11 protein-coding genes are annotated in these 13,014 nt (G+C 72.1%); 6 read left to right on the top strand and 5 right to left on the bottom strand.

Features of this window, described 5'->3' with window-relative positions; all coding sequences use genetic code 11:
* The first annotated feature begins 185 nt into the window (after positions 1 to 185).
* From Van01_RS13820 to ctaD, 3 genes are all read left to right on the top strand, one after another.
* Positions 186 to 1,166 carry a glucosyl-3-phosphoglycerate synthase gene (locus tag Van01_RS13820; protein WP_239093815.1) on the top strand — a complete coding sequence of 327 codons (981 nt, stop codon included), beginning with the start codon at positions 186 to 188 and terminating at the stop codon, positions 1,164 to 1,166.
* An 84-nt stretch (positions 1,167 to 1,250) separates the two neighbouring features.
* A complete protein-coding gene (locus Van01_RS13815; RefSeq protein ID WP_204006748.1) occupies positions 1,251 to 1,979 on the top strand; it encodes an ATP-binding protein in 729 nt (242 codons plus the stop codon).
* A gap of 87 nt (positions 1,980 to 2,066) precedes the next feature.
* Positions 2,067 to 4,070, top strand: coding sequence for an aa3-type cytochrome oxidase subunit I (gene ctaD, locus Van01_RS13810; protein ID WP_204006746.1), 2,004 nt, complete (start codon positions 2,067 to 2,069; stop codon positions 4,068 to 4,070).
* Positions 4,071 to 4,137: 67 nt separating this feature from the next.
* On the opposite strand, the gene Van01_RS13805 is transcribed toward ctaD, so the two are convergent.
* The 4 genes from Van01_RS13805 to Van01_RS13790 form a co-directional block, all read right to left on the bottom strand.
* A complete protein-coding gene (locus tag Van01_RS13805; RefSeq protein ID WP_204006744.1) occupies positions 4,138 to 5,013 on the bottom strand; it encodes a SigB/SigF/SigG family RNA polymerase sigma factor in 876 nt (291 codons plus the stop codon).
* Between the two features lie 219 nt (positions 5,014 to 5,232).
* Complete coding sequence (locus Van01_RS13800; protein WP_204006775.1) at positions 5,233 to 6,603, bottom strand: hypothetical protein; 1,371 nt, start codon at positions 6,601 to 6,603, stop codon at positions 5,233 to 5,235.
* Positions 6,604 to 6,895: 292 nt separating this feature from the next.
* Positions 6,896 to 8,044, bottom strand: coding sequence for a thiamine pyrophosphate-binding protein (locus Van01_RS13795; protein ID WP_204006741.1), 1,149 nt, complete (start codon positions 8,042 to 8,044; stop codon positions 6,896 to 6,898).
* On the bottom strand, positions 8,037 to 9,155 hold the full coding sequence (locus Van01_RS13790; protein WP_204006739.1) for a baeRF2 domain-containing protein: 1,119 nt from the start codon (positions 9,153 to 9,155) through the stop codon (positions 8,037 to 8,039). The genes Van01_RS13795 and Van01_RS13790 overlap by 8 nt, the downstream gene beginning before the upstream one ends.
* A gap of 147 nt (positions 9,156 to 9,302) precedes the next feature.
* Here Van01_RS13790 and Van01_RS13785 point away from each other — a divergent pair, with 147 nt between their 5' ends.
* Positions 9,303 to 9,842: a hypothetical protein gene (locus Van01_RS13785; RefSeq protein ID WP_204006738.1), complete on the top strand. Its 540-nt coding sequence runs from the start codon at positions 9,303 to 9,305 to the stop codon at positions 9,840 to 9,842.
* A gap of 39 nt (positions 9,843 to 9,881) precedes the next feature.
* Here the strand turns inward: Van01_RS13785 and Van01_RS13780 are convergent, their stop codons facing one another.
* Complete coding sequence (locus Van01_RS13780; protein ID WP_204006735.1) at positions 9,882 to 10,226, bottom strand: DUF3817 domain-containing protein; 345 nt, start codon at positions 10,224 to 10,226, stop codon at positions 9,882 to 9,884.
* Positions 10,227 to 10,313: 87 nt separating this feature from the next.
* On the opposite strand from Van01_RS13780, the gene Van01_RS13775 reads away from it, so the two are divergent.
* Positions 10,314 to 11,792 carry a glutamate-cysteine ligase family protein gene (locus tag Van01_RS13775; RefSeq protein WP_204006733.1) on the top strand — a complete coding sequence of 493 codons (1,479 nt, stop codon included), beginning with the start codon at positions 10,314 to 10,316 and terminating at the stop codon, positions 11,790 to 11,792.
* An 85-nt stretch (positions 11,793 to 11,877) separates the two neighbouring features.
* The gene (locus Van01_RS13770; protein WP_204006732.1) at positions 11,878 to 12,957 is read left to right on the top strand and encodes a hypothetical protein; all 1,080 of its coding nucleotides are present in this window, start codon (positions 11,878 to 11,880) and stop codon (positions 12,955 to 12,957) included.
* Positions 12,958 to 13,014: the final 57 nt, after the last annotated feature.

Here is a 13,014-nt window from a genome sequence, read left to right as displayed (position 1 = left end):
AAAGACCGGGATGGCTGCGGGCGCAATCAAAGGTTCATCAGCTGGGAACGTGGCGGGAGCACAGCGCTGATCAAGCTGGGGTACCGGTCCGGTTAGCGTGCGGGGTGCTGGGAAATCCATCTCCCGGTCTTCCCGCCGACGAGGGGGTGCCTGTGCACGACAACGAATCTCTGGTCTCGCCGGTGGTGGAGGCCTGGGCCACCTATCGGACCACCTCGGCGGCCGACTGGCCGACCCGACGACTGCTGCGGGCCAAGGGCGACAGCCGGGTCAGCGTGGTGCTGCCGGCACGCAACGAGGAGGCCACCGTCGGGGCGATCGTCTCGACCATCCGCGAGCACCTGATGGACCGGGTGTCACTTGTTGACGAGCTGATCGTGGTCGACTCCCGGTCCACCGACCGCACCGCAGCGGTGGCCCGGTCCGCCGGCGCCGAGGTGGTCAGCCAGGACGCGATGACCCGGGGGCTGCCCCGGCTGACCGGCAAGGGCGACGCGCTGTGGGCCGGCCTGGCCGCGGCGGAGGGAGACGTGGTCGCCTTCGTCGACGCCGACCTGCGCGAGTTCCGGCCACACTTCGTCACCGGGCTGCTCGGCCCGCTGCTGACCGACCCGTCTGTCGACTTCGTCAAGGGCTTCTACCACCGGCCCCTGGTCAGCACCAGCGGCGTGGAGGCCGACGGTGGCGGCCGGGTGACGGAGCTGATGGCTCGGCCGATGCTGAACCTGTTCTGGCCGGAACTGGCCGGATTCGTGCAGCCGCTCGCCGGTGAGTACGCCGGCCGCCGGGAGGTGCTGGCGCGGGTGCCGTTCGTCTCCGGCTACGGCGTCGAGACCGCCATGCTCATCGACCTGCTCGAACTCGTCGGGCTGGACGCGCTGGCCCAGGTCGACCTCGGCGAGCGCAAGCACCGGCACCAGGACACCGCGGCGCTGGGCCGGATGTCCGCCCAGATCATGCTCACCGCCTGGTCGCGGTTGCAGCGCCGGGGCTGGGCCAACCCGGAGGTACTGCCCACCGCGCTGCTGACCCAGTTCCGCCGGGGCGGCTCCGAGGCGCTGCCGAACCTGGACCGGGAGATCGTGGTCAGCGACGTCGCCGTGGAGGAGCGGCCACCGCTGGCGGAGCTGCGACACCAACTGCCCCGGCGCCGGGTCGCGGCCTGACGTGTCCGGCCCCACGTGGCGTTTCATGCGGTGGGGGGCCGGGTACCTGCCAGGCTCTGCGACACCGCCGAGACGAGGGTGGAGATGGCGAGCCGGATCACCTGCCAGGTAGACGACGGAGCACACGTCACCGTCGTCCGCCTCGCCGGCACCCTCGACATGACCTCGATGCGCCAGGCGTACGCGCACCTGGAGGCCTGCCTGGCCCGGCAGCCCGACGCGCTCGTGGTCGACCTGTCCGGGCTGGCCGTGCGGGAGCACCTGGCGGTGTCCGTCTTCGCCGCGGCGGCGCGCCGCGCCGCGGGTTGGCCGGTGGTGCCGCTGGTGCTGTGCGCGCCGCGCCCGGACGCCGCCGTCTGCCTGGCCGAGACGACGGCCTGTCGGGTGGTGCCGGTGCGGGACAACTGCGACGAGGCGAGCCGGGTGGCCGACGCGACGGCCGTGACCCGGCTGCGGCTGCGCCTGGACCCGGTGGCGGCGGCCTGCCGGCGGGCCCGGGAGCTGGTGGCCGACGCGTGCGCCAGGTGGAACCTCCCCGAGGCGGTCGGTCCGGCCTCGGTGGTGCTCAGCGAGCTGGTCGGCAACGTGGTCCGGCACGCGGGCACCCCGATGCAGGTCACGGTGACCCTGCGGCGCCCCTGGCTGCACCTGGCCGTGGTCGACGGCAGCAGCGCGGCGGTTCTGCCCGGCGAGTCCGGGCAGCGCGACGAGGGCGGTCGAGGGCTGTTGCTCGTACGCGAGCTGGCCGACCGCTGGGGTAGCGCCCCGGCCGGCGACGGAAAGGCCGTCTGGGCCACACTACCGGCGAATTGACCGAAATTACCGCTGTCGCCTGGTTACATGGTCGACGGGGCGGGTAGCCACGCCCGTCCTTATCCGTCGTCAGCGGGGTGAGCGCTCATGCCCAAGCGGGTAACCACCGAACCCGGACAGGACCGAGGGCCGGCGATTCTCGCCCCGGCCCGGTTCGGCGGCTATCCCGGACCGCTGCGCAGGCCGCTGCCGGGCGGCAAGCTGGTCAGATTCCTGGCCACCACCGACCACAAGCAGATCGGCCTGCTCTACCTGCTGACGTCCTTCGGTTTCTTCGTGCTGGCCGGGATCGAGGCCATGGTGATCCGGGCCGAACTGGCTCGGCCGGGTCTGCAGTTCCTCGCCCCGGAGCAGTACAACCAGCTCTTCACCTCGCACGGAGCGGTGATGCTGCTGCTGTTCGCCACCCCTGCCGCGTTCGGCTTCGCCAACTACATCGTGCCGATCCAGATCGGCGCCCCGGACGTGTCGTTCCCCCGACTCAACGCGCTCGCCTACTGGCTCTACCTGTTCGGTGGGCTGATGGTGGTCGGCGGGTTCCTGACCCCGGGCGGCTCGGCTGACTTCGGCTGGACCGCGTACACCCCGTTGAGCACCGTCGAGCACTCCCCGGGGGTCGGCGCGAACATGTGGGTGATCGGGTTGGTGGTCTCCGGTCTGGGCACCATCCTCGGCGCGGTCAACCTGATCACCACGATCCTGACCCTGCGGGCGCCGGGCATGACCATGTTCCGGATGCCGATCTTCACCTGGAACATGCTCTTCACGAGCGTGCTGGTGATTCTGGTCTTCCCGCTGCTGGCCGCCGCGCTGCTGGCGCTGAGCGCCGACCGGCTGCTCGACGCCCAGGTGTTCAACCCCGACACCGGTGGACCGATGCTCTGGCAGCACCTGTTCTGGTTCTTCGGCCACCCCGAGGTCTACATCATCGCGCTGCCGTTCTTCGGCATCATCACCGAGGTCATCCCGGTCTTCTCCCGCAAACCGATCTTCGGCTACACCGGGCTGGTGCTGGCCACCATCGCGATCACCGTGCTGTCGATGGCGGTCTGGGCGCACCACATGTTCGCCACCGGCCAGGTGCTGCTGCCGTTCTTCAGCATCCTCAGCTACCTGATCGCGGTGCCCACCGGGGTGAAGTTCTTCAACTGGATCGGCACCATGTGGAAGGGGCAGCTCACCTTCGAGACGCCGATGCTGTTCGCCATCGGCTTCCTGGTGACCTTCCTGCTCGGCGGGCTCACCGGCGTGCTGCTGGCCAGCCCGCCGGCCGACTGGCACACCCACGACAGCTACTTCGTGGTGGCCCACTTCCACTACGTGGTCTTCGGCACCGTGGTCTTCGCGCTCTTCGCCGGCTTCTACTTCTGGTGGCCGAAGATGACCGGGCGGCTGCTCGACGAGCGGCTGGGCAAGCTGCACTTCTGGACCATGTTCATCGGCTTCCACGGCACCTTCCTGGTGCACCACTGGCTCGGCAACGAGGGCATGCCCCGCCGGTACGCCGACTACCTGCCCACCGACGGTTTCACCACACTGAACACGATCTCCAGCGTCTTCTCGTTCGTACTGGGCGCGTCCACCCTGTTCTTCATCTGGAACGCCTGGAAGTCCTGGCGCTACGGCGCCGAGGTGACAGTGGACGACCCCTGGGGCTTCGGCAACTCGCTGGAGTGGGCCACCACCTGCCCACCGCCGCTGCGCAACTTCGACCGGATGCCCCGGATCCGCTCGGAGCGCCCCGCGTTCGACGCCAAGTACGGCGAACTCGTCTCCGACCTGGGCCGCGACCTTCCGCAGCGGACCACCCGGCCACCGCAGGAGTTCCGCGACGAGATACACCGCGAGGTGCACAGGCCGGAATCGCCGAGCGCCGAGGGAGCGCGCGGCGCGCGGGAGGCCGTCGCGTACCAGCCGGCGCCGCAGTCGGGTGCCCGGCCGGTCGAGGTGCCGGAGCCGGAGGAGGTACGCCGGCCCAGCTTCGAGGAGACCGACGAGCCGGAGGACAACCCGCTGGGTGCGCAGCGCGACGCGCAGCCCAACGACCGGTGGCGGCATCCGCGTGGGCACGGAGACACTCCGGAGAACTGATCGACGCGTACGGGTGAGGGCGGCACCTGTCGGTGCCGCCCTCGCCGACGTTTCCCGTGGTACCCGCTCAGCGGCTTCGTGCCGTCGCCGTGGCCCGCGTCTGGCTGGCCGCCTCGGACTCGGCGGGACCGTTCTGCCAGGGTGGCGGCGCGTCGGCGAGCATCGCCTGGCGCAGCCAGGTCAGCGCCCTCGACAGCAGCCGGGACACGTGCATCTGGGAGATGCCGAACCGGGCCGCGATCTCCGCCTGGGTCTGGTTGCCGTAGAACCGCATGGCCAGGATCCGCCGCTCCCGCCAGGGCAGCCGGTGCAGCAGGCCGCTGACCGTCACCCGGTCGTCGACCGACTCCAGCGCGATGTCCGACTCACCGACCAGGTCGCCGAACTCCGCCGAACTCTCCCCGCCGACCGGCGCGTTCAGTGACGCCGGGCTGTAGCCGGCCGCCGATTCCAGCGCGGCGAGGATCTCCTCCTCCGGCGTCTCCAGCCGCTTCGACAACTCGGCCACCGTTGGCGCCCGGGACAGCTCACTCGTCAGCGCCGCCGTCGCCTGTCCGACCTCCAGGATCAGGTCCCGCAGCCGGCGGGGCACGTGCACACCCCAGGTGCGATCCCGGAAATGCCGCTTGATCTCACCCACGATGGTGATTGCCGCGTACGCGGTGAACGAGCCCCGTTCCGGGTCGTACCGGTCGACCGCGTTGACCAACCCCAGACGGGCCACCTGCTCCAGATCCTCAAGCGGTTCCCCTCGCCCCCGGTAGCGGCGGGCCAGCCGGCCCGCGAACGGCAACGCGAACCGGACCAGGTCGTCGCGGGCCTCGTGGCGACGCTCCGGCGGAAGCCCCTCGATCCGCGCCGCGTACGCCAGCGCCGCGGCGTCGAGATCTTCCAACCCCCGATCGGTGGGTGGTGGTGTGGTTGTGGTGGTCTGTCCGAACATCCGCGCCTCCCTCGGGAAGGACCCCGCCCGGATTCACCGACACCGGGCACGCGCGTAGGCACGCACGGGCCTGTGACTGGGTTACGTGACTGGGATGTCAGCGGGCGACGGCGCCGCGCCACGCAAGGTGATCAGCCTGTCGCAGCCGGCGGTGTTCCCGCTCCGTAGGTACTCAATCACGGGATCGCGGGTTCGCGAGGATGTTTCGTCAGCCCGGTCTCAACAGATCAGCAGGCCGTGGTGGCCGCCGCCGTCGCGCAGCGCGGCCAGTGCCTCCGAGGTCGCGAGCGGCACCGGCCTGGGCAGGTCGTACGGCTGGGCGCGGAGCACCTCGGTGGCCCGTCGGGTGGGTACCGAGGTGACCGGGTAACCGCGTGCCGAGGCGCGGTCCAGGGCCCGCCGCCGCCGGCCGAAACCGGCGACCGCCAGCCACTGCGGCAGACCGGCAAGCGCCGGTGACCGTACGCCCGGCGGCTCCGGCAGCACGTCGACCGAGGTGAACGACTCGCTGCCGGCCAGCCACCACTCCACCTGCTCGACACTGCGCCGGGTGGCGTTCTCGCACCAGTACGGCACCAGCCCGGCCCGGAGCACCTGCCAGGGGTCGAGCAGCCGGCCGCACTCGACCACCAGGCGGTCACCGGTCTTGCCGGCGGCCCGCAGCCAGCGCCGGTACATGTCGGCGGTGGCCGCGCTGAGCGCCTCCGGCGCGGGTACCAGGATGCGGTGCACGGGATGACCGTGCCGGACGGTCCAGTCCCGCACACAGTCGTCGAAACCGGACTCCACCCCGTGCTCGGCGGCGGCGGGCGGCGCGGAGATCTCCGGCGGATCCCAGTGGGCACTGTCCCCGCCCGCCGAGCGCAGCACCTGCCGCAGCGCGTGGCTGTCGGGATGGAAGTCCACCGGGTTCAGGCCACTGGCCGGGCAGCCGAGCTGGAAGCTGTGCCCGTCGGCGGCGTCGACCACCGGCCAGGTCCGGGTGTCCCGCAGCACCAGCACCGGCGCGCCGGGCGCCAGCCGTTCGGCCAGGAAGCTGCGGTACGCCGCCGGCAGCGCCTGCCAGCGGCCGGTAAGCGCCACGGTCGCCCCGGCCAGCGCACCCCGGCTGGCCGGACAGTGCACCTGCCGCAGATGCAGGTCGGGGTTGCCGGCGAGCAGCCGTCCGGCGAGCGCCGCACCGTGGTCCAGGGCGGCGCTCGGGCGGTCCACCGCGCCCTGCGGCCAGTGGGCGATCATCTCGAACCCGGCCGGCAGCCAGGGCATGCCCAGCGCCACCGCCAGGTGCGCGACGCCGCCGTGCGGGGAGCCCAGCAGCACGCCGGGATACCGCTGACGCGGATACTGGTCGACGAACCACCGGGCCACCCGCCCCGCGTCGACCTCGGCGGCCTGCCCGGCGGTGAGGGCGATCCGGCCGGCGGAGCGGATCGCCGCGGCCCGCCGCACCGGGTCGGGCGTACCGGCGAAACGGGACACCGGCCCGGCGTGCCCGAGGTCGGCGCAGTCGCTGCCACGCAGCGCCCGGGCGATTGCCGCGACCAGGGTCCGAGCGGTGCTGCCAGCGGCGACGACGCGGTCGCCGGCCATCCCGGCCCCGGCTGCCGTGAGTCCCGGACGCACCGTGCGCCCCGGCTCCACCTTGCCTCGATCGCTCACCACGCGGCCCGGCTTCCCGCCACGATGCGGGTTAAACAGGGCATCCCCCCACCGAGCGGCATCAATCAGCGGATCTTGCCCCTTCCCCCCAACACCGACCACCCGCCATCGCCGGTGCGCCATCGCCGGCCAGCGACATCGGGGATGGTGCTGTCTCGCCGTCGCCTGATGCAGCAACATCGCCGATGTTGTCGCATCCCCCGACGTGTCGGGGGATGCGAGGTCAGGTGGGGTGAGGGGCCGGGACGGGGGGTTGCGCGGACACCTCGACCGTCGGGCCGGTGAGCCGGTTCCACGAGCCGTGGGCCAGCGCGTCAGTCATCACCTCGAGCAGGCACGGCCGGTCGGCGTTCAGCGCCTCGTCCCAGGCCGCGCCGACCAGCTCCGGCCGGTCGACGCGCACCCCGTGCAGGCCGAGCAACCGGGCCCAGCCGGCGTAGGGGACGTCGTCGGTGATCGGCCGGGCCGTAGCCAGGTGCCGGGGATGACCGGACCGGGTGTTGCACACCAGCACCACCAGGCGCGGATCGGGCCACGCCGGTTGCCGCCGGGCGATGGTGACCAGCTCGGCCAGCCCGTGCGCGCGCATCCCGTCGTCGGCGACCAGGGCGACCACCGGCCGGTCGGGGGCGGCCAGCTTCACGGCGACGGCGTACGGCAACGCGCCGCCGGGCTGCCCGACCGGACCCCCGACGATGCCGCTGCCGAGCTGCCCGACCGGACCCCCGACGACGTCGGGCGCCCCCGGCGCGGGTCCGGTGCCGGCCGTCGGCAGGGTGCCGTCGACGATCACCGTGCCGTTCGAGGGCAGCCGGGTGGACAGCTCGTCGAGTACCAGCCGGACGTCGAGCCCGGCAACCGGCGAGGCGTCCCGTGCCCCGTCGTCATTTGGTCGGTACGGCAGCACCAGACCGACCGGGCCGCCACCGCGTGACGCGGCGCGCAGCGCTTCGTCCACCAGCTCCGGCACCCACTCCGGTCCGGCGACGTGCCGGAGGTGGTGGCACACCTCGCCGAGCTGCCGCTGGACGACCCCGGTAACGCCGGACCCGATCGGACCCGGATCGGCGACGACGGCCAGTACCGGTAGGCCGGCGCACCGGGCCGCGTCGAGCCCGGCGAGCAGGCCGGCGGCGGCCACGCCGCCGGCCGCCAGGCAGACACCCGGCCCACCGGTGAACCGGGCGTGACCGGCCGCCATGACCACGGCGCTTCCGACGTCGCGGGTGGGCACGAACTCCGGGTCGGCACCCGTGGCGTCGAGCGCCTCGACGAGTGCCCCGACCGTCTCCTGCGGATGGCCGAAGACCCGCGGGACGCGCCAGGCCGACAGCCGGGTGACTACCGCGTCAGCGACGCTCGGGTCAGGCACCGCCCCGTCCCGGGGTGACCGGGTCGACGTAGCGCAGCACCGCGCCCACCCCGTCCACCAGCTGCGGCGCCTCGTCCGGCCCCAGCACCGTCAACTCGGCGTCGGTGCCCACCAGGGCACGCACCAGCGCCGCGTCGGCCCGCACCCGCTCCGGTTCGGCGATCGTGGCCAACTGGCCCGGCTCGGTGGCGATGTCGGTGGCCGCCGGGCCGATCCAGAGGTGGCCGTCGGCCGACGGGTCGTCGACGATGAGCATCGTGTCGACCTGGTTGCGCTGCAACGCGGCCACCACGGCGTCAAGCCCGACACCGACGTCCTCCTGCGTGCCGAAGCGGTCCAGCGCCGCGTTCACCCGCTGGTCGGCCACCTCGGCGATGGTCTGCACGGTCAGGTCGTCCAGCAGGGTCTGGTCGGCGCCGCCGGCCCGGGAACCGGCGTCGGTACGCACCACCATGTCCTGCCAGCGATCCGGCATCTGGGCGGCGATCATGCCGGTGGCGCGGACGTCACCGGCCACCACCACCACCTCCGCACCCACCCGCTCGGCCAGTTCCACAGTCGCGGCGGTGACGTCACCGGCGTTGTGATGCCACGCCTCCATCGCGGCCCGCTGGTAGCGCGACTGGGACCAGCCGCCGGGCTTGACCCGGCGCAGCTGGAAGTTCTCCCGGCCCGACACGTGCGCCCGGCGCGGCACGCCACCGGCGCTCACCGACATCGCGTCGGCACCGGTGCGGTCGGCCAGCACCCGGACCCACGCCACCTGCTCACCGCGTTGGGCCAGCAGCGGCATCACGTGCGGCAACGGGTCGTACGCGGCCAGGTCCCGACGTGGCGGGGCGGACAGGTACTCGGAGAGCACCACCTCTCCCCGGGTGCCGAACACGGCCAGCCCGTAGTCGCCGGGCATCGGGTCGTGACCCCGGACGACCCGGTCGATGGCGGCGAGCGTCGGCTCGTCCGCCCCCTGCTCGGCCAGTTGCCGTTGCAGGCCGCGCCAGCGCAGATCGAGCGCCGCGTGCGCGTCCTCGGTGTCCAGGGAGGCGTCCAGGTAAACCGAGCACCACGGGCCCGGACGCTGGTACAGCGGGCGCAGGAAGGACAGCTGCATGCTCGACCCCTTTCCAGCTCGGCCCACCGCTTACCCGCGTCGCCGTGCTTGTCACCTGCCGGCAGCCGCGTGACCGGTTTTCATTCACGTCGTTCAACCCCGAGGATCGATACGATCTGTAGGCGTAAGCGGACTCTGGGTGGTGGGATGGACACGACATCGTATTCCCGGCGCAGCCTGCACCCCACCGGGCGGATCCTCACCGCGCAGATCGTGCGCCTGTTGGACGGCTACCCCCGGGAGGTACGGGTGGGACAGCCGGTGCTGGTGGTGGTGCTGGCCGCGGCCGGGGTGGCCGGTCTGCTCGCCCGGCTGGTGCGAGCCCTGCTCTCGGCCGGTTCCGGGACGGGCCGGCGCAGCTTCAAGGAGCTGAAGAAGGGCCCCGAGTATCTGGTCACCCCGGTTCGCCTGCGGGACGCCGACGGCCGGCTGTACGAGGTGGAGCTGCACGGGCACCTGCCGCAGAGCGCCCTGCATCCGGCCGACCACGTCCAGCTCACCCTGCGCGACCAGGGCGATCCCGACCTGGCACCGAAGATCGAGCGGATCGTCAACCTCACCACCGGGCAGTTGCTCCGGCCGCGTACCGCCACGATGTGGTCGCACCTGGGGCCCCCGCTGCTCCTTCAGGCGGTACTGGGCGTGCTGGTGCTGGCCACGGTGGCCGCCTGCACGGCGGTGAGCTGAGGCCGTCATCCGAGCGCCGGCGGCGCCGACAGCGCGGTGTCAGCCGACGGGAGCGGGCTCCGGGGCGGGCTCGCTGACGTCGAGCATGCCCCGGCGACGCGCCCAGCGCTCGAAGACGACTGTGGCGAACGGCGGCACCGCACAGGCCAGCGCCACGCCGGTGGCCAGCAGGCTCCACCTGTGCACCCGCGCCACGGCCAGCACCAACAGGCCGTACGCGACGAAGAGCGCGCCGTGGATCGGGCCGAACACCTGCACGCCCAGTTCGTTGCCGGGCGGGCCGTACTTGACCACCATCCCGGCCAGCAGGCCAGCCCAGGAGATCGCCTCCGCGATAGCCGCCACCACGAACAGTCGGGTCACCTTGTCACGCACGACGGCCATGCTACGGACAACTCGACAGGTCCCGACTTCCGCAGGTGGCATGGACGTGCGACGTTAGGGGTACCAGCGGTGACAGGGTGGTGACCAATGGGCGAGGAAGTCGGCGTACAGACCTTCAGCCGCCAGGATCGAGCTCGCTACCGGGACAAGGTGCGCCGCTGTCTCGACGTCTTCGCCGAGATGCTGCGCGAGTCCCGGTTCGACGTCGACCGGCCGATGACCGGGTTGGAGATCGAGCTCAACCTGGTCGACGACGACTCGATGCCGGCGATGCGTAACACCGACGTGCTGCGCGCGGTGGCCGATCCGAGTTTCCAGACCGAGCTCGGCCAGTTCAACGTCGAGATCAATGTCGCGCCCCGGCGGTTGGCAGGCACCGGCACCGCCGAGTTCGAGAAGCATGTGCGGGCCAGTCTGAACGCGGCCGACAAGCAGGCCCGCACGGTCGGCGCGCAACTGGTGATGATCGGCATCCTGCCGACCGTGCTGCCGGAGCACCTGACCGCCGCCACCCTGTCGCCGAATCCCCGCTACGCGCTGCTCAACGAGCAGATCTTCGCGGCCCGGGGGGAGGATCTGCGGATCGCCATCAACGGGGTGGAACGGCTGGCGGTCACCGCCGACACGATCACGCCGGAGGCGGCGTGCACCAGCACCCAGTTCCACCTCCAGGTCGGTCCCGGCCGGTTCGCCGACTACTGGAACGCCGCGCAGGCCATCGCCGGGATCCAGGTGGCGCTCGGCGCGAACTCGCCGCTGTTCTTCGGCCGGGAGCTGTGGCGCGAGACCCGGATCCCGCTGTTCCAGCAGGCCACCGACACCCGCTCCGAGGAGATCAAGACCCAGGGCGTACGCCCTCGGGTGTGGTTCGGCGAGCGCTGGATCACCTCGGTTTTCGACCTGTTCGAGGAGAACGTGCGCTTCTTCCCGGCGCTGCTGCCGGTCTGTGATCCGGAGGACCCGTCCGAGACGCTCGCTGCCGGCGGGGTACCGACCCTTGCCGAGTTGCGGCTGCACAACGGCACCATCTACAGGTGGAACCGGCCGGTCTACGACGTCCTGCGCGGCCGACCGCACCTGCGGGTGGAGAACCGGGTCCTGCCGGCCGGGCCGACGGTGCTCGACACCGTCGCCAACGGGGCGTTCTACTTCGGTCTGGTGCGGGCACTCGCCGAAGCGGACCGGCCACTGTGGTCGCAGATGTCGTTCAGCGCCGCCGAGGAGAACTTCAACACCTGCGCCCGGCACGGCATCGACGCGCACGTCTTCTGGCCCGGCCTGGGCTATCTGCCGGTCACCGAGCTGGTGCTGCGCCGCCTGCTGCCGCTTGCCCACCACGGTCTGGACCGGTGGGGTGTCGAACCGGACGAGCGGGACCGGCTGCTCGGCATCATCGAACAGCGCTGCCTGACCGGGCGCAACGGTGCCAGCTGGCAGGTGGAGACGCTGCACCGACTGGAGTCGACGGATCAGCTCGACCGCCCGGAGGCGCTGCGTCAGGTGGTCCGGCACTACGTGGAGCTGATGCACAGCAACCGGCCGGTCCACGAGTGGCCGATCCCGTGACCACCTCCCGACACAACGCGTGACGGGTCCGTCACAGCGGCTACCGTGAGTGGGTTTCGTCCGCCGGGTGGAGAGGATCCCGCCGATGCCGCGGTCCCCACGTCATGCCGTCCCACTCACCGTCGCCCTGCTCGTCGTCAGCCTGCCGCTGCCCGCCACGGCGAGCCCCGGGCTCGCACAGTCCGCCGCCGTCCCGCGCGCCACCGCCGCCGCGCCCTCATTCGCCACGACCACTGCCGCCACCCCGGGCGAGGTACGGACCACCCTGCGTGACCGGGCCACCGGCACCGCCGTACGAGGGTGCGTGTCCCTGGTGCCGGTCGACCGCGACCTGCTCACCGTCGTGTTTCTCGGCGAGGTGCAGGACGGCCGGCACGGCGGCTGCACCGGCGTCGACGGTGGCGACGTGCTCGCCAGCAACGTGCCGCCCGGCCGCTATCACCTGCTCGCCGCGCCCTACGACAACGCGCAGCACGGCATGCAGTGGGTCGGCAAGCACGGCGGCACCGGGCAGCGGGAGCGCGGCGTGATCATCAAGGTGCGTCCGGGCGCAACCGTCACCGCCCCGACGGTCCGGTTCGACGCGCCGGGCACCGTCACCGGCCGGGTCACCCGCGCGGCGGACGGCACGCCGGTCTCCGGCGGTTACGCCATGCCCCTGCCGGTGGTCCCCGATCCCAAGAACAGCGACTACGGCGCCATCACCGACGACGACGGCCGGTACACCCTCACCGGTCTCGGGCCGTACCGCTGGCCGTTGTACTACACCGGTTACGGGCTGGCCAGCCAGTGGTCCGGCGGGGTGGCCGACCGCACGACTGCCGACACCGTACGGGTCCGGTCCGGCACGACAGTCAGCAGCAACCAGACGCTCGTCGCGGGCACCGTGGTCAGCGGCACCATCGCTGTCGACGAGTTGCCGAACTACTCCCAGGTGATCGCCTTCCACGCGCGTACCGGCGACGTGACGGGGGTGGTCGACGTCGGCGCCGACTACACGCTGCGGCTGCTGCCGGGGCAGCGGGTGCTGCTGCGGTGCGACTGCGCGCACGTGCCCAGCCGCTGGTTCCCCAACGCGGAGCAGGTGTCCGGGGCGCAACCCGTGCGGATCAGGCACACCCCGGTCACCGCCGACTTCGACCTGACCGGGCCAGCGACGGGCTGACGGCAGACCGGAAACCAGCCACCGCGCGGCCCGTGGGCACGGCCGGGACCGACCTCC

Origin of the sequence: Micromonospora andamanensis, from assembly GCF_016863495.1 — a bacterium.
Classification (GTDB): Bacteria; Actinomycetota; Actinomycetes; order Mycobacteriales; family Micromonosporaceae; genus Micromonospora; species Micromonospora andamanensis.
The sequence above is the reverse complement of the archived record's forward strand: the minus strand, read 5'-3'. Positions and strand labels throughout refer to the sequence as shown.